Raw genomic sequence first — 17,310 nt, forward strand, 5'->3', positions numbered from 1 at the left:
GAGACATCTTGTTGAAAACAGCCGTAGGCATCGGAACAGCCGCATTGGTCGCAGTCGCCTCTGCGCTCGCCTTCTCACCCCGCACCCCACCGCCGCTCGCGCCCAACTCGGTCGGCGCGGAGAAGACCCACTTCAACGCACTGACCATCGCCGGCAAGCGCCTGCTGGCAGCCGGTGCCATGGGTGAGATTCTCTACTCGGATGACCAGGGCGCGCACTGGACGCCCGCGAAAATCACTCAGGATCGTCAGACGCTGCTCAACAACATGAGCTTTGCGTCCGACAGCAAGACCGGCTTTGCCGTCGGCCACGAGAACTGGATTTTGCGCACACGCGACGGCGGCGCGAGCTGGGAAGAGCTGAACTTCAAACCCAAGAACGGCGAGCCGCTGATGTCGGTCGCGCGCCTGCCCTCGGGCGACTGGCTCAGCGTCGGCGCGTTCGGCAAGGCCATCACGTCCAAGGACGAAGGCAAGACCTGGGAGCCCTACACGCTGCCCGCCGAGGTGGAGGACAAGCACCTGAACCGCATCGCCAGCAGCGCCGACGGCAAGCACTGGCTGATCGTGGGCGAACGCGGTCTGGTGCTGCGCTCGGACGATGCCACCGCCACCTGGCATGCCGAGCCCGCGTTCTACAACGGCTCGTTCTACAACGCCATGCCGCTGGCCAACAACGGCTGGCTCATCTACGGCATGCGCGGCAACGTGTATGTGAAGGCCGACTCGCATGCCGAATGGACCAAGTCCAGCGTGCCCGCGCCGGTCGCCTTCTTCGGCCATGCACGCGAGGCCAACGGCACCATCGTGCTGGTCGGCCAGGGCAGCATGCTGGGCGTGAGCGACGACAACGGCAAGACCTTCACGCTGCGCCGCGCCAAGGGCCGCGCCACGCTCACCGATGTGGTGCTGCTGGACGAAAAAAGCGGCAAAGGCTGGATCGCAAGTGACGCGGGCCTGCAGCCCATGCCCGATCTGAATGCCAAACAAAGCACTGCGGCAACGACCCAGCCTTCCAGCCAAGGAACCAAACCATGACTCTCCCCGATCCCGTCTCCCGGCTGGACAAGCTGATCGCCTCCACCGCGCGCTGGCTGATCCGATTCAGCGTGCCGATCATCATCCTCACGCTGCTCGCGACCGCGCTGCTGGCAACGTCCGCCACGCGCACGCATCTGGACCCCGGCTTCAACAAGCTGATCCCCCTGCGCCACGACTACATGGCCGCGTTCCTCAAATATTCCAACACCTTCTCGGGCGCCAACCGCGTGCTGGTAAGTGTGGAATGGAAGGGCGAAGGCGACATCTACAACAAGGAATTTCTCGATGCGCTGCGTGGGGTGAACGACGAAGTGTTCTTCACCCCCGGCGTCAATCGGGGGCAGGTCTACTCGCTGTTCACACCGAACGTGAAGTACATCGAGATCACCGAGGAAGGCTATGTGGGCGAGGTGCTGATCCCCTCGCGCTTCGAGCCCAACGAGGAAGGCCTCGCGCATGTGCGCTCCAACGTCGCCAAGTCCGGTCAGATCGGCAGCCTTGTCAGCAACGATCTGAAGTCAGCGATGGTGCGCGCCGACCTGCAGGAGGTCGATCCCAAGACCGGCGAAAAGCTCGACTACCACAAGGTCGCGCAACGCCTTGAAGATATCCGCAAGAAGTTCGAGAACGAGCACGTCAAGATCCACATCATCGGCTTTGCCAAGGTGCTGGGCGATGTGATGGACGGCCTGTTCACGGTGATGCTGTTCTTCGTGATCGCCTTCGTCATCACCGCCGTGCTGCTGCGCTTCTACACGCGCTCGACCAACCTCACCGTCGTGGGTCTGGCCGTGGCGCTGCTGCCGGTGATCTGGCTGCTGGGCCTGCTGCCGCTCGCGGGCTACGGCATCGATCCGATGTCCATCCTCGTGCCGTTTCTGATCTTCTCCATCGGCGTGTCGCACGCGGTGCAGATGACGGGCGCGTGGAAGCACGACGTGCGCGTCGGCCTGTCGCCGCGCCTTGCCGCAGAAAACTCGATCCGCAAGCTCGCGATTCCCGGCACGCTCGCGCTGCTGACCAACGCGCTGGGCTTCATGGTCATCATGCTGATCGACATCCCCATCGTGCACGAGCTGGGCGTGACCGCCTGCCTTGGCGTGCTGCTGATGATCATCACCAACAAAGTCTTCCTGCCCGCCGTGCTCGCGCACCTCAAGCTCGAAGAAGGTGCCAAGGTCGCACCGGTCTACGACGCCAACGGCCGCAACCCGCGCTGGTGGAAGCTCTCGGCCCTGTCCGAGCCGCGCCCTGCCCTGATCACGCTGGTCATCGCGCTCGTCGTGCTCGCGGGCGGCACCGCTCTTTCACGTGGTCTGCTGACCGGCGACGTGGGCACCGGCGCGCCCGAGTTGCGCGCCGAATCGCGCTACAACCAGGACAACGACAACATCATCGCCCACTACTCCATCGGCATGGACGTGCTCTCGGTCTACGCCGAAACTCAGAACGTCGAAGAAGCCTGCGTGGACTGGTCGGTGATGAATGCGGTCGAACGTTTTCAGGCCCGCATGAGCCGCGTGGACGGCGTGCAGTCGGTCACCACATCCGCCGCACTCGCCAAGATTGCCGCCGCCGGCAACAACGAAGGCAACCCGCGCTGGGCTGCGCTGCAACGCACCGAAGCCGCACTGCGCTCGGGCATCAAGGTGCTGGTGCCCGACCTCGGCCTGAACACCGAAAGCTGCAAGCTCATCAACATGCAGATCTTCCTGAAGGACCACGAAGGCGCAACGCTCACGCATGTCGTCAACGAGGTCAAGGCGTTCATCGCCGAAGACAAGACGCCTACGGTGAAGTTCCTGCTCGCAGGCGGCAATGCAGGCGTGGCCGCAGCCACCAACGAAGCCGTGGAACACGCCGAAGTGCAGATGCTGGCATCGATCTTCGGCGCGATCACGCTGCTGTGCTGGCTCACCTTCCGCAGCTGGCGCGCCGTGCTGTGCATCATCGTGCCGCTGGCCATCGTCTCGATCCTGTGCAACGCGCTGATGGCCGTGCTCGGCATCGGCCTCAAGGTGCCGACCCTGCCCGTCATCGCGCTCGGCGTGGGCGTGGGCGTGGACTACGGCATCTACCTGTTCGAGAACATGCAACATGCCCTGCGCGACCGCCACACCACCTTGCGCGAAGCCTTCTACGAAGCCATGCGCCAGCGCGGCAACGCAGCCATCTTCACCGCGCTGACCATGTCCATCGGCGTGGGCACCTGGGCGTTCTCGGCACTCAAGTTTCAGGCAGACATGGGCATTCTGCTGGCCTTCATGTTCCTCGTGAACATGTTGGGCGCGATCTTCCTGCTGCCCGCCATGGCCTGCTGGCTCAACGTGGAAGCCGCCGAAGCCAGGTCCGCAAAGCGCCACGCGCATGACGCGGCAAGCCCTGCGACCACACAGCAACAGCCGAGCACCACCACAGTGGTCGGCGGAGGTCACATGCCCCAGCCAGAACCCCAAGCAGCCGTGAACGGAAAACTTCCTTCATGATGCAAGCAGCACCTTCCTCCATCGAGCAGGTGCTGCTGGAGCACGCGCTGGCGCAGGTCCTCACCCGCTACGCCACCGTGTGCGACACCCGCAACTACGCGCTGCTGCCGGAGGTCTTCACCGAAGACTGCGTGACCAACTACGGCGGCTACACGCGCCACGGCATCGCCGCAGTGCACGAGATGATCAGCACGCATCTGGACGGCTGTGGTCCGACACAGCATCTGCTGGGCAATCTGGAAGTGGACGCCACTTCCGATCCGGCGAATGTGCGCAGCAAGATCCAGGTGCGGGCCGTGCACAAGGGGTTGAACGAACGCTCCAAGCTTCGGTATGACGCGATCGGGTTCTATGAAGATCTCTGGACACTTACTGCTACTGGTTGGCGCATCCGCGAGCGGCGCATGAAGATGCTGCTGGAGATCGGGGATCGGTCTGTTTTGCAGCCTGCGGGTTGACGGCCTCTGCCTGGTTGCAACGCCCGCTCATTGCGCAATGACATTGGCATAGAAACCGATCTTCAGCACTGCAGCCGTTCTGCCCAAAAAACCATCGGTTCCGTCATCGGGGACCGGTGGTTTTTCTTTTCTGAACCCATGCCGTTCACAAGGGAAAAGAAATAATCAACAAACACGAACGATTCTCATTTATTATTTGTGCATTGGATGAAATGGCTTGAGATGAAAGCCCTTCCATCGCAACTTCATTGGTGGTGCGAGCGGCGTGCCCCACAACGTTGGAGGCAAACGCACCGTGTCATACAACAAGGAAGAGATTCACCAACTGGTGCTGGAGCATGGCGTGCTTTTGCGCCATTGTGGAAGCTTGCAAGTACGTTGCACTGACGAAATCGAGGCCCAGGAACGGGAAATCAAACGGCTGCAGGCCGAGCTTCTGCGGGTGCGTGCGCAGGTCATCGTGCGCGACAGCGCGTTGGCATGGGAGCGCGAAGAGCGCCTGAAGTTGCAGGCCACGTTGGCCAGTTGGCAAGTCCATGGCGCGATGTTCGAGCCGCAAGACACGGCGCCCGATGCGGATGCCGATCTGCTCGAACGCAGCCTGCACGCGGCCGACCTCGTCATCTGCCAGACCGGCTGCGTCACACAGGGTTCGTTCTGGCGCGTGGAGGATCACTGCAAGCGCACCGGCAAGACCTGCATGCTGGTCGAGCAACCCGACGCCTTGCGCATCGTGCGCATTCACCCATCCGGCAAGACCGAACAGCTTGCGTCTGCCTCGTGGCACGAAAAGGAAACCTCATGAATCACAACCAATGGAGTGAACGTTCCGACGACGCCTTGCTCGACGAATGGAAGCGACTCACCAGTGCGGGCGTCGATGCCCATCGCACGCGTTGTGCGGCACATGCATTGGCTTGGCACGAACAGGCTTTGCGCGTGGCGCACGAGTTGCTTTACAGCGAGGAGGAATCCAATGTGTCAGACGATGACCGTCTGGCCGCTTTCGTGATTGCGCATCTGAATCTGGCCGAATGCTTCGAAGCATTGGATCAGCCCACATCCGCAGCCGAATGCCTGCATTGCGCGCATCACCGAGTTTCCGCGTTGATGCACAACGAGGATGTCTCCGAATCCATGCGCATGGCAGCTTGCAAGCACATTCGCTACACCTTTTCGGCTTTGAGTGACCATCACGCAGCGCATCGCGAACAGGCCTCCAGCGTCGATGCGCTCTACGACCTCAGCGCACATGCGTCTTCGCATCGCTCGACGCTGCACTGATCGCAGCGTCAGCACCCAGCCTCTGGATTCTTATTGCACTCAGTTTTCAAACCAACGGAATTTTCATCCATGCCGCATTCCCTTCCGCCACTGCCGTATGCCTATGCCGATCTGGAGCCGAATATCGATGCCCAGACCATGGAAATCCACTACGCCAAGCACCATCAGACCTATGTGAACAATCTGAATGCCGCGTTGGAAGGTACGGAATATGCGGAGTTGCCCGTGGATGCGCTGATCACACGGATCGATGCATTGCCCGAGAAGCTGCGCCTTCCGGTGCGCAACAACGGCGGCGGTCATGCCAATCACAGCCTGTTCTGGGCGGTGATGTCGCCCCAAGGCGGCGGCGATCCGGACGGTGATCTGGCGCGCGCCATTCAGACAGATCTGGGCGGCATGGATGCCTTCCGCGCTGAATTCACCAAAGCCGCGCTGACCCGTTTCGGCAGCGGTTGGGCCTGGCTCACCGTCACCGCGCAAGGCAAGCTGGCTGTGGAGAGCAGCGCCAATCAAGACTCTCCGCTCATGCAGGGCATTGCCTCGGGCAACACGCCGATTCTGGGTCTGGATGTCTGGGAGCATGCTTACTACCTGAAGTACCAGAACCGCCGACCCGAATACATCGCCGCGTTCTTCAACGTGATCGACTGGCCCGAAGTGGCCCGCCGCCACGCAGCCGCGCTGCCGGGTTGAATGGCAGCGCCGACATTCCAGACCGCGCACGCATTCACACGTCCATGAACCAGAAGAAGGACACCCACATGCTGATGGAAGATTCATCACTGCACACCACGCTTGCTTCGCGCAAGCCGTCCATGCGCCTGCAGACCCGCATCGGTTTTGCCATCTGCGCACTGGGGGTGGTGGCCGTATGTGTGCTGTTCTGGAATGCCCTGCTCCATCAACAGGCCGCGCGCAGCGCACTCATCGGCGGCAGCGTTGCGGCACTGGCCACCGCCTTGGGCACCCTGCCCGTGCTGTTCGCTCAACGGCCTTCGGAGCGCGTGCAGGACACGCTGTTCGGGTTTGGCGCAGGCGTGATGCTTGCCGCCTGCGCGTTCTCGCTGGTGATTCCGGCGCTGGAAGCGGCTCGCCACACTGGTGCGTTCAGCGGCACAGCCTGGGGCGCCGGTGGTGTGGTGGGAGTTGCCATTCTGCTCGGCGGCCTGGCACTCCTCGCGCTGGACAGACTTCTGCCGCACGAGCACTTCATCAAAGGCCGCGAAGGCGCATCGGCTCAAAAGCTGCGTCGCACCTGGCTGTTTGTGATCGCCATCATGCTGCACAACCTGCCCGAGGGTCTGGCCATCGGCGTGGGCTACGCGGGCAACGAAGGCCTGCGCGCCAATGCGCTGGCCATAGGCATCGCCATTCAGGATGTGCCCGAAGGCTTTGTGGTGGCCGCAGCGCTGCTCGCCGTGGGATACACACGCGGCTTTGCCGTGCTGCTGGGCATGCTCTCCGGCCTGGTCGAGCCCTTGGGCGCCGTGGCGGGCGCCATCATGATCCACCAATCGGCCGCCATGCTGCCCTGGGGCCTGGGCTTTGCCGCAGGTGCCATGCTGTTCGTGATCAGCCACGAGATCATCCCCGAATCCCACCGCAAAGGCCATGAAGCCTTTGCCACGGCGGGCTTGATGGCGGGATTCGTGATGATGATGGTGCTGGATACGGCGCTGTGACGTCTCACCGCGCACGCACCAGCGACATAGCACATGGCACTCAAGCCAGCTTGAACGGCAACTCCCGAGGCACCTTTCCGGTCAGCTTGGCAATCGCATTCGCGAACGCCGGAGCCAGCGGTGGCACGCCGGGCTCGCCCATGCCCGTGGGGGCATCGGCGCTTGGCACGATGTGCACGGCGACTTCGGGCATATCGGTCAGGCGCGGGACGACGTAGTCACCGAAGTTGCTTTGCTCGACCACGCCGTCCTTGAACGTGATGGCAGCACCTGGCAGGCACATGCCCAGACCCATCAACGCCCCGCCCTGCACCTGCGCTTCCACGCTTTTCGGGTTCACCGCCAGATTGCAGTGAACGCCTGCGGTCACCTTGTGCAGCTTGGGTGTGCCGTCTTTCACCGATGCCTCGACGACGTAAGCGACGATGGAGTCGAAGGACTCGTGCACGGCCACACCCCATGCGCGGCCTGCTTCCAGTTGGCGTTTGCCGTAGCCGGATTTTTCCACTGCGATTTGCAGCGCGGCTTTGTGGCGCGGGTGCTTGTCGCCGAATTGCTGAAGACGATAGGCCACCGGGTCCTGCTTGGCGATGCGGGCGATTTCATCGATCAGCGTTTCCATCACGTAGCCCGTGTGGGTCGAGCCCACGCTGCGCCACCAGAGCACGGGGGCGTTCAGATCGGGGTGATGGGCGGACAGGCGCATGGGCAGGTCGTAGGGTTCCTTCATGCCTTCGACGGTGGTGGTGTCCACGCCGTTCTTGACCATGAATCCTTCAAACGCCGTGCCCTTGGCGAGCGATTGGCCGACGATGACGTGGTCCCACGCCACGACCTTGCCGTCCGCGTCGAGTCCGATCTCCGCGCGGTGCACATGCATGGGACGGTAGTAGCCGCCCTTCACATCGTCCTCGCGGCTCCAGACCATGCGCACCGGCGCGTCGATGCCCGCAGCGCGCGTGGCCTTGGCGATGTGGCAAGCCTCGGCCACGTAGTCGCTCGAAGGCGTGGCACGGCGACCGAAACCGCCGCCCGCCATCTGCACGTTCACCCGCACATTCTGCGCGGGCACGCCGAGCACGCGCGCAGCCGTCGCCACTTCCCAACCGGGGGCTTGCGTGCCCAGCCACAGCTCGGCCTTGGTCGCAGCGCCCGTGCCGGTGATGCGCACGGTGCAGTTGAGCGGCTCCATAGGCGTGTGGGCGAGATACGGGAAGACATATTCCGCGCTGATCTTCTGCGCCGCGCCGCTGAGCTTGGAGACATCCGCGTCGTACTTGATCGCGCCGGTCTTCTTCGCAAGTTCGCGGTACTGCACCAGTTGCTGGGCCGAATCGACCTTGCCGACGCCCGAGCTGTCCCACTCGACCTTCAGCGCATCGCGGCCTTGCTTGGCGGCCCAGTAGCCGGTCGCGACCACGGCGACGACTTCACCACCGAGCACGCTCGGCACACGCACCACGGCACGCACGCCCTTGATGGCCTTGGCCGCGCTGTCGTCCACGGACTGCACCTTGCTGCCGAAGACCGGCGGATGCGCGACCACGGCGGTCAGCATGCCGGGCAGATGCATGTCGATGCCATAGGACTGATTGCCGCTCGACTTGGCGCGCGCGTCGATGCGCCCTGTCGGCTTGCCGATGATGCGGAAATCCTTGGGGTCCTTGAGCGTGACTTGCTGCGGCACGGGCAGTTTCATCGCCGCTTCGGCGAGTTCGCCGTAGCCGAGCTTTTGGCCGCGTGGACCGATGACTTGGCCCGCTTGTGTACGCAGCGATTGCGCGTCCACACCCCAGCGCTTGGCGGCTGCTGCCACCAGCATGGCGCGGGTGCGTGCGCCCAGTTCGCGGTATTGCGTGTACGAATTCTTGATGGCCGTGGAGCCACCCGTGAGCCCGAAACCCATGACCGGATCGGCATACGCCGGGTCGGCGTTGCCATGCACGCTGCGCACCTTGGACCAGTCGGCATCCAGCTCTTCGGCCAGCACCATGGGCAGGCCGGTCTGCACGCCCTGACCAAAGTCGAGGCGGTTGATGGTGACGGTGACGGTGCCGTCGCGGTCGATTTTCACGAACGCGGAAGGCTGCTGCGTGGGCTTGAGCGCGTTGGCGGCAACGGGTGCGTCGCCATCCGTCTTGGCCATCGCGGCCATGGGGAATGCGCCCAGCGCAAAGCCGGATGCGCTCGCCAGCTTGAGAAAGGTGCGGCGCTCGAACTTGGCGGATTCAGTGTTTTGTCCTGCGGCTTCAACGGCCAGCGAACGCAGGCCTTGCGGCATGTCGGCAAGAATGTGGGAAGGGATATGCATGTGATGTCTCCCTTGATTCAAGCCAGCGACTTGGCGGCGTCGTGGATGGCCGCGCGGATGCGCACGTACGTTCCGCAGCGGCAGATGTTGCCCGCCATGGCCGCGTCGATGTCCGCATCGCTGGGCGCGCGGTTGTTCTTGAGCAGCGCGGTGGCGCTCATGATCTGGCCACTCTGGCAGTAGCCGCACTGCGCCACGTCGTTGCGCACCCAGGCGTCCTCGACGGCCTTGCCCACCTTGTCGGTGGCCTGCGCCTCGATGGTGGTGATCTTCTGTCCTTCCGCCGCCGAGACCGGCGTGATGCACGAACGGATCGCCTGTCCGTTCAGATGCACGGTGCACGCGCCGCACAGCGCCATGCCGCAGCCGAACTTGGTGCCGGTCATGCCGAGCGAGTCGCGCAGCGTCCAGAGGATGGGAGTGGCCGGATCGACATCGACCGATGTCGGCTTGCCGTTGAGGTTGAATTTGACGGTCATGGAGCGGTTCAATCGTGGTGGGTTTTGTCGTTGTGCAGAGCCATGCTCAGCATGGTCCCGGCACAGTGTGCAACAGGGCAAGCCAAAGAAAAAGCTACCCAATCTATCTAAGTTATTAAGTTTTACTTAAAAATGGAGGCCATGAAACCCGAAATCCTCGCCTCGCTGGCGGCCTTCGAGCAGGTGGCCGAGCGCCGCAGTCTGACCTACGCGGCACATGCGCTGGGCGTCACGCCTGCCGCGCTGTCGCAGACCATCAAGAAGCTGGAGACGCGCCTGAAGGTACGGTTGTTCGACCGCACCACGCGCAGCGTCAACCTGACCGAGGCGGGACGGATCTACCTGGAACGTGTCACCCCCGCCCTCGCCCACCTGCGCGAGGCCACGGAAGACCTGCAGTTCAGCGCCGGTGTCGAAGGCGGCACGCTGCGCATCACCGTCTCGCACCCCGCTGGTCGTGTGCTGATCGAGCCGTTTCTGGCCGAGTTCTTTGCGCTGCACCCGCACATCCATGTCGAGCTGGTCTACGACGACGGCTTTGTCGACATCGTGCGCGAGGGTTTCGATCTCGGCATCCGCAACGGCGAATCGCTCGAAGGCGACATGGTGGCCCTGCCGCTCACGCAGGAGATGGTCATGAGTTGCGCCGCCTCGCCCGCCTATCTGAAAGCGCATGGCACCCCGCAGCACCCCGACGAACTGGCGCAGCACCAGTGCATCAACTACCGCATGCGCAGCAGCGGCGGCATCTACAAATGGGAATTTCTCATCGACGGCAAACTCACCGAGCGCGCGGTACACGGCCCGCTCACCGTCAACCACTGGGACACCGCCCTCAGCGCCGCACGCGACGGCGTCGGCCTGCTCATCGGCTGGCGCGAATCGCTGGCACCCGTGTTTGAAAGCGGCGAGCTGGTCGAGGTGCTCACGCCGTACCACTCGCGCTTTCCGGGCTTCTACGCCTACTACTCGCACCGCGTGCACCTGCCGCTGAAGACGCGGGTGTTTCTGGATTTCCTGATGCAGCGGATTCCGGGCGTCGCCTGATTCGGCCAGATCCAGAGCGACAAACCCTCCGCATTCGCCTCTCATCTTGGGCCAGAATTTTGGCGCAAGAGGGCAATCGATTGTTTAAATAATCAATCGACAGATACAACAAGATTCAATTTTCCCTCTTGTCAGGCTCAATCCTTTGGGTCTACATTGAAGGCAATCGATTGCCTTATTGTCTTACCCAACAACCACGGAGATGACCATGACGACTGCACAGACCACCCCATCGACCGACCCACAAGCCCTGCTCGCGGCGGTTCTCAAGTCCAACGAGAAGACCGGCAACCCGCGTCTGAAGAAGATCGTGGAGATCGGTATTCGCCATCTGCACGCTTTTGCGCTGGAAGCCGACCTGACGCCCGCCGAGCTGGAATACGGCCTCGACTTTCTGGCCGCCATCGGCCAGGCCAGCGGCCCCAAGAAGCACGAAGGCATTCTGCTGGCCGACATCCTGGGGCTTGCCACGCTGGTGCAGTTGCACGATGCCCGCCACGCGCTGGCTGCTGGGGGCACCGAGCCTGCGTTGATCGGCCCGTTCTGGCGCGCCAACCAGCCAGAGCGCAAGAACGGCGAATGCATCGCCACGCCGGACACCCCCGGCCCACGCCTCACCGTGACCGGTCGCGTGCTGTCGCTGGACGGCACACCGATTGCCGGTGCCCGCGTCGAGACCTGGCAGGCATCGCCCAAGGGCCTGTACGAAAACCAGGACGAGTCGCAGCAGCGCATGAATCTGCGCGGCAAATTCGTGACCGATGCCGAAGGCAACTTCTCGTTCGAGAGCGTGCGTCCAGCGGGCTACCCGGTGCCAGCCGACGGCCCTTGCGGCGACCTGCTGCGTGCCCAGAACCGCCACATCATGCGCCCCGCCCACCTGCACTTTCTGGTGGTCGCGCCCGGCCACAAGGTGCTGGCGACCCAGTTCTTCGATGCTGAAGACCCACACGCCTACGACGACGTGGTGTTCGGTGCCGTGGGCTCGCTGTTGCGCACCTTCGAGGACGACGGCAAGGGCGGCGTGAAGCTGCACATCGATCTGCGCATGGAGCCCGGCGAGACCCGCGTGCCCAAGTGCCCGATCCCTTGATCGCCGGTCTTTCACAGCACAAGAAACAGCTCCACAGAACCAAAGCAAGAAAGACAGAACCACCATGTCCAACACATTCGCTCCACTGGACCGCCTAGACGGCCAGGTCGCGGTCATCACCGGCGGCACCGGTGCCATCGCTGCTGCCACGGCACAGCGTCTGGCGCACCTCGGTGCCCGCGTCGTGCTGCTGCACCGCGGCGGCCTGTCCAAGTCCGAAGCGCTGCTGCAATCGCTGCCGGGCTCGGGCCACGGCGCTCTGATCGCGTCGGTCACCAACAGCGCCGAACTCGCCAAGGCCGCCGAAGACGTCGTCAAGCAATACGGCGGCGCGCACATTCTGATCAACACCGCAGGCCACACCCAGCCCGTGCCTGCCGCCGATCTGAACGCGCTGACCGATGAGCTGATCGACGAGATGTTCGTCTCCAACTGGCGCGGCACGTTCGCAGCCATCCGCGCATTCGCACCGCAACTCAAGGACAGCGAAGACGGCCTGATCGTCAACGTGTCCTCGATCGCGGGCAGCACGGGTCTCGGCAGCAATCTGGCCTATGCGGCATCGAAGGCCGGCATCGACGCGCTGACCAAGGGTCTGGCCAAGACGCTGGCTCCACAGATCCGCGTGCTGGCCGTGTCGCCCGGCGTGGTGGACAGCGGCTTCGTCGCAGGACGTGGTGCGGATTTCAACGCCAAGACCGGTGCCAGCATTCCGCTCAAGCGCGTGGGTACGGCCGACGACGTGGCCGCCGCCATCATCGCCTGCTGCACCAGCATGCGCTACGCGACCGGCAGCATTTTCGTGGCCGACGGCGGCCGTTCCCTCTGAGTCGATTCATCGCAACACACAAGTTTGAAGGAGCCAGCAAATGAGCCCATCCACCATCCTGACCTGCGCGGTGACCGGCAATCTCACCACGCCCGAGCAGACCGCATATCTGCCCATCACCACCGAACAGATCGCCACTGCGTGCATCGAAGCGCATGACGCGGGCGCGGCAGCCGTGCACATCCATGTGCGCGATCCGCAGACCGGCAAGCCGTCGATGGATGTCGAGCTGTATGCGCAAGTCGTCAACACGCTGCGCCGCGAGCGTCCCGAGCTGATCATCAACCTGACCACCGGCCCCGGCGGCCGCTATGTGCCCAGCGCCGAAGACCCGAAGATCTTCGCCCCCGGCACCTCGCTGCTGCCGCCCGAAAAGCGCGTGGAGCACATCGCCGCGCTGCGCCCCGACATCTGCTCGCTCGACCTGAACACCATGAACTCGGGCAATCAGGTGGTGATGAACACGCCCACCAACGTGCGCCGCATGGCCAAGGTGATCCGCGATGCAGGCGTGGTGCCAGAGCTCGAATGCTTCGACACCGGCGACCTCGTGCTTGCACAGCAACTCACCGCCGAAGGCGACCTGCAAGGCCCGGGCGTCTACAGCTTCGTGATGGGCGTGCGCTACTCGCTGCCGTTCACCACGCCAGCCATGCAACTGGCGCGCTCGCTGATTCCACAAGCGTCCGAATGGACCGCCTTCGCCGTGGGCCGTCATGCCTTCCAGGCGGTGGCGCAAGCTTATCTGCTGGGCGGCAATGTGCGCATCGGTCTGGAAGACACGATCTACATCGACAAGGGCCAGCTCGCCAAGAGCAACGCCGAACTGGTGACCAAGGCACGCCGCATCGTCGAAGACCTGGGCGGCACGCTGGCCACCAGCGCCGAGGCCCGCCAGCGCTGGGGTCTTGCACCCAACAACCAGAAGCGTTGATTCAACGGTCGTTCACTTCGCTCAAGCACATCTTTCCCCCAATTTTTTGAAAGCTCCACATCATGTCCACCACTCAAGCCCTGCGCCTCTCCGCCAAAGCCGCCACCGCCGCCGACATTGCGCCCACCATCGTCGATCAGCCCAAGCCCACTCCGGGCGCGGGTGAAGCGGTGATCGAAGTGCTGGCCGCCGCCGTCAACCCCAGCGACGTGAAGGCCGCCCTCGGCTCCATGCCACAAGCCGTGTGGCCACGCACCCCTGGCCGCGACTTTGCTGGCCGCGTGATCGACGGTCCCGCCGAATGGGTGGGTCAGGACGTCTGGGGCACAGGCGGCGATCTCGGCGTGACGCGCGATGGCACGCACGCCCGCTACCTGGTGCTGCCCGTGACCGCGCTGAGCCGCAAGCCCAAGAGCGTTTCCGTGGCCGCCGCCGCAACCGTCGGCGTGCCGTTCATCACCGCCAACGAAGGTCTGCGCCGCGCAGGTCTCAAGGGCTCGGGCCAGACGATTCTGATCTTCGGCATCAACGGCAAGGTCGGCCAGGCGGCAGCGCAACTCGCCACAGGCGCCGGTGCCAAGGTGGTTGGTGTGGATCGCAACGCAAACACCTATCGCGGTCACGCAACGTCGGCCGTCACCGTGTTCGATAGCGAAACGCCCGATCTGGTCGGCAAAATCCTCGACGCCACCGACGGCCGTGGCGCGGACATCGCCTACAACACCGTTGGCTCGCCTTACTTCGAGACCGCGCTTGCCACGCTCGCCGTGGGTGGCACGCAGGTGCTGATCTCCACCATCGAGCGCACCGTGCCGTTCGACATCCTGGCCTTCTACCGCCGCAATCTGCAGATGCTGGGCGTGGACAGCCTGAAGCTCACCGTGTCGCAATGCGCCGAAGTGCTCAACGCCATGCTGCCGGGTTTCGACGACGGTTCGCTCAAGGCCTTCGATGTGGATGAAGCGACGCTGATTCCGCTGTCCGGCGCGGCCGATGCGTATCGCAAGGTGCTCAGCGGCTCGATGGACCGCGTGGTGCTGGCTCCGTAATCCGGGCCCGTCCATCAACCAACCAAACAATCAACCAAGAGCGCACTGCCATGCATGTCGTTCCCATCACCAAGGCGCCGTTCTACACAGCGCCCGGTCACATGCAGATGCTCATGCAGCGTCTGCAAGGCATGGAGGCAGGCCCGTCCGACACCGTCTGGATTGGCTGCTCCGTGCTCGAACCCGGAGGCGGCACAACCATGGCCGCATCCGATCTTGAGAAGTTCTATGTGTGCGTGGAAGGCGTGGTGCAAGTCACCGGCGAGTTGGACGGACAACAGCAGACCACCGATCTGCATCCGCTCGACAGCTGCCGCATCGCACCCGGGGAGGGTCGCCAACTGTTCAATCCCGGCAAAACGCCAGCACGTGTGCTGCTGATCATGCCGAACCGAGTCTGAAGAGAATCCAAGGAGACAAGCCCCATGAAGCGTTTCAGCCCCCTCGCCCGAATCGGCACCGCCGCGCTCGCGCTGTCAGCACTGTCTGCAGCCATCAGCCCCGCGCTCGCCGAAGACGTCTATCCCAGCAAGCCGATACGCGTGATCGTGCCGTTCACCGCCGGATCGGCCACCGACATCATTGCCCGCGCCGTCGGCGAAGGCATGCGCAAGGAACTGGGTCAGCCCATCATCGTGGAAAACAAACCCGGCGCAGGCGGCACGCTGGGCGCGTCGCAGGTCGCCACTGCGCAGCCTGATGGCTACACGCTTCTGGTGCACTCCGCCGGTCACGTCGCCAACTCGTCGCTCTACCCTGGTCTGCGCTACGACCCGATCAAGGACTTCAAGTCGTTGGCCATGCTTGCGCAGGTGCCCAACGTTCTCGTGGTCAATCCCAAGAACGGCTACAAGAACGTGGGCGACCTGGTCGCCAAGGTCAAAGCCGAGCCCGACAAGTTCGTCTACGCGTCCGCTGGCAGTGGCAGCGCCACGCACATGAACGCCGAGAAGTTCCGCATCGCATCCAAGATCGCCGCAGTGCATGTCCCCTACAAGGGCACCCCCGAGGCGATGACGGATGTGATCTCAGGCAACGTCAACTGGTTCTTCGCGCCCATCACCACCGCCATTCCAATGATCAAGGAAGGCAAGCTGCAGGCTCTGGCCGTCGGGTCACCCCAGCGCGCTGCCGCCCTGCCCGATGTGCCGACCACCGTCGAAGCAGGTTTTCCGGGATCGGACTACGACTTCTGGATCGGCCTGTTCGCGCCCGGCAAGCTGCCTGCAGCGCAAGCCGACAAGATCACCAAGGCCGTGACTGCGGCACTCAAGTCCGATGCCGTGAAGGCGCGCTTTGTGTCGCTCGGTGCCAATGCGCCCAGCGTGGAGCCCGCGCAGTTCGACGCCTTCGTCAAGAACGAATCGACCGCCGCGAAGAAGCTCATCACCGAGGCCAAGATCAAACAGGATTGAAGATTGAAGATTGAGAACGCGAATATCTGTGGAGGCAGTCTTGCGCTCCGTCGCTCTTGCGGGCACGGAGCGCTTTTTTTCGCTCAATCGCCAGCGACTCGTGCGGTCGATTCACGCACCACCAACGAAGGCGACAACACGCGCGTCGTCTTCGCCCCGCTGCAATCCTTCACCTGCTCCAGAAACACCTGCGCAGCCTGACGCCCCATCTCGGCGACGGGCACATGAATGGTGGTGAGCGGCGGCTGCACGATGTCGACAAACGGCATGTCGTTATGCCCCACCAGCGATAGCTGATCGGGCACGGAAACACCCTTCTCACGCGCCACATCGAGCACGCCGAGCGCCAGCAGATCATTGCTGGCGAACACCGCCGTGAAGCCTGCGTCCGCTTTGCCCCAATGCTGCTCGAACAACTTGCGCGCGGCCTTGACGCCCTCCGCGCGCGTGAACGCTGCGGCGTCCACGATGATGGGTTCGTCGCTCGATTGCGCCGCCATCAGTTCGACAAACGCCTTCTTGCGCGCCGCACCCGTGGACGATGAAACCGGCCCCGCGATGTGCGCAATCCGCGTATGCCCCAGCTCGCGCAAATGCGCAATCGCGAGCCGCACGCTTTCCTGATCATCATTCACCACGCTGGAAAAGCGCCGCTCGCCCAGTCCACGATTGACCAGCACGGTCGGAATCTTCTGCAGCGCGGCCTGCTCCAGCATGGAGTCGCCACTCTCTGCCGCCAAAATCAGCAAGCCGCTGACCTGGCGCATCGCCAGTTCTTGAATCAGCGAGGCACGCGCCTCCTTGCCTTCGGGCGGCTGCGTGATCAGCGCCAGCATGTCGTGCTTGCGCAGTTCCTGCTCCAGTCCCTTGACCATGGGCGCAAACAACGGATTCGCCAGATCGGGAACGATGATGGCCGCCATGTTGCTGCGCTTGGTGCGCAGCGATGCCGCCACGATGTTCGGCTGATAACCGAGCCTGCGCGCCACCTCTTCGATCTCCGCCCGCTTGGCCGCCGACACCTTGCCCGCCACCCCGCGCAAGGCGCGCGACACAGTGGCCGCATGCACGCCTGCGGCCTTGGCTACGTCGTCGATGGTCACTGCTGTCATGGTGCGGAGCGTTGTGGTCGTTGTGGTGTTTGAAGCAAACAAAAGTCTGCGGTCATTTTACGGTGCCATGTCTCCCGAAGCTGTTTCG

At 63.5% G+C, this 17,310-nt stretch carries 17 protein-coding genes; 14 read left to right on the forward strand and 3 right to left on the reverse strand.

The features are described from left to right. The first annotated feature begins 11 nt into the window (after positions 1-11). The 7 genes from G7048_RS24370 to G7048_RS24400 all read left to right on the forward strand — a co-directional run bounded on the left by G7048_RS24370 (position 12) and on the right by G7048_RS24400 (position 6,953). The gene (locus G7048_RS24370) at positions 12-1,037 is read left to right on the forward strand and encodes a YCF48-related protein (RefSeq protein WP_166070609.1); all 1,026 of its coding nucleotides are present in this window, start codon (positions 12-14) and stop codon (positions 1,035-1,037) included. Then, positions 1,034-3,526: an RND family transporter gene (locus G7048_RS24375; protein ID WP_166070610.1), complete on the forward strand. Its 2,493-nt coding sequence runs from the start codon at positions 1,034-1,036 to the stop codon at positions 3,524-3,526. The genes G7048_RS24370 and G7048_RS24375 overlap by 4 nt, the downstream gene beginning before the upstream one ends. Then, positions 3,523-3,984, forward strand: coding sequence for a nuclear transport factor 2 family protein (locus G7048_RS24380; protein WP_240933099.1), 462 nt, complete (start codon positions 3,523-3,525; stop codon positions 3,982-3,984). Before G7048_RS24375 ends, G7048_RS24380 begins: the two co-directional genes overlap by 4 nt. A gap of 295 nt (positions 3,985-4,279) precedes the next feature. Beyond that, entirely contained in the window at positions 4,280-4,789 is a 510-nt protein-coding gene (locus G7048_RS24385; RefSeq protein WP_240933100.1) for a DUF2325 domain-containing protein, read from the forward strand. After that, on the forward strand, positions 4,786-5,268 hold the full coding sequence (locus G7048_RS24390; RefSeq protein ID WP_166070611.1) for a hypothetical protein: 483 nt from the start codon (positions 4,786-4,788) through the stop codon (positions 5,266-5,268). The genes G7048_RS24385 and G7048_RS24390 overlap by 4 nt, the downstream gene beginning before the upstream one ends. A gap of 69 nt (positions 5,269-5,337) precedes the next feature. Then, positions 5,338-5,964, forward strand: coding sequence for a superoxide dismutase (locus G7048_RS24395; RefSeq protein ID WP_166070612.1), 627 nt, complete (start codon positions 5,338-5,340; stop codon positions 5,962-5,964). 74 nt (positions 5,965-6,038) lie between these two features. Then, positions 6,039-6,953, forward strand: coding sequence for a ZIP family metal transporter (locus tag G7048_RS24400; protein WP_166071166.1), 915 nt, complete (start codon positions 6,039-6,041; stop codon positions 6,951-6,953). A gap of 40 nt (positions 6,954-6,993) precedes the next feature. Here G7048_RS24400 and G7048_RS24405 read toward each other — a convergent pair whose 3' ends face one another. After that, entirely contained in the window at positions 6,994-9,264 is a 2,271-nt protein-coding gene (locus tag G7048_RS24405) for a xanthine dehydrogenase family protein molybdopterin-binding subunit (RefSeq protein ID WP_166070613.1), read from the reverse strand. Positions 9,265-9,281: 17 nt separating this feature from the next. Further along, on the reverse strand, positions 9,282-9,743 hold the full coding sequence (locus G7048_RS24410) for a (2Fe-2S)-binding protein (RefSeq protein WP_166070614.1): 462 nt from the start codon (positions 9,741-9,743) through the stop codon (positions 9,282-9,284). Positions 9,744-9,884: 141 nt separating this feature from the next. Between G7048_RS24410 and G7048_RS24415 the strand changes: the two genes are divergently transcribed. The 7 genes from G7048_RS24415 to G7048_RS24445 all read left to right on the forward strand — a co-directional run bounded on the left by G7048_RS24415 (position 9,885) and on the right by G7048_RS24445 (position 16,110). Then, complete coding sequence (locus G7048_RS24415; protein WP_166070615.1) at positions 9,885-10,790, forward strand: LysR family transcriptional regulator; 906 nt, start codon at positions 9,885-9,887, stop codon at positions 10,788-10,790. Between the two features lie 208 nt (positions 10,791-10,998). Next, the gene (locus tag G7048_RS24420) at positions 10,999-11,883 is read left to right on the forward strand and encodes a dioxygenase (protein WP_166070616.1); all 885 of its coding nucleotides are present in this window, start codon (positions 10,999-11,001) and stop codon (positions 11,881-11,883) included. 64 nt (positions 11,884-11,947) lie between these two features. Next, positions 11,948-12,712, forward strand: a complete 765-nt coding sequence (locus G7048_RS24425) for an SDR family NAD(P)-dependent oxidoreductase (protein WP_166070617.1) — start codon at positions 11,948-11,950, stop codon at positions 12,710-12,712. A gap of 40 nt (positions 12,713-12,752) precedes the next feature. Next, positions 12,753-13,646, forward strand: a complete 894-nt coding sequence (locus G7048_RS24430; protein ID WP_166070618.1) for a 3-keto-5-aminohexanoate cleavage protein — start codon at positions 12,753-12,755, stop codon at positions 13,644-13,646. A 62-nt stretch (positions 13,647-13,708) separates the two neighbouring features. Further along, the gene (locus G7048_RS24435; protein ID WP_166070619.1) at positions 13,709-14,695 is read left to right on the forward strand and encodes a zinc-binding alcohol dehydrogenase family protein; all 987 of its coding nucleotides are present in this window, start codon (positions 13,709-13,711) and stop codon (positions 14,693-14,695) included. A 50-nt stretch (positions 14,696-14,745) separates the two neighbouring features. After that, positions 14,746-15,096: a cupin domain-containing protein gene (locus tag G7048_RS24440; protein ID WP_166070620.1), complete on the forward strand. Its 351-nt coding sequence runs from the start codon at positions 14,746-14,748 to the stop codon at positions 15,094-15,096. A gap of 24 nt (positions 15,097-15,120) precedes the next feature. Further along, entirely contained in the window at positions 15,121-16,110 is a 990-nt protein-coding gene (locus tag G7048_RS24445; RefSeq protein ID WP_166070621.1) for a tripartite tricarboxylate transporter substrate binding protein, read from the forward strand. A gap of 83 nt (positions 16,111-16,193) precedes the next feature. On the opposite strand, the gene G7048_RS24450 is transcribed toward G7048_RS24445, so the two are convergent. Continuing rightward, the gene (locus G7048_RS24450) at positions 16,194-17,222 is read right to left on the reverse strand and encodes a LacI family DNA-binding transcriptional regulator (RefSeq protein WP_166070622.1); all 1,029 of its coding nucleotides are present in this window, start codon (positions 17,220-17,222) and stop codon (positions 16,194-16,196) included. Positions 17,223-17,310: the final 88 nt, after the last annotated feature.

Source organism: Diaphorobacter sp. HDW4B (genome assembly GCF_011305535.1).
GTDB lineage: Bacteria > Pseudomonadota > Gammaproteobacteria > Burkholderiales > Burkholderiaceae_C > Diaphorobacter_A.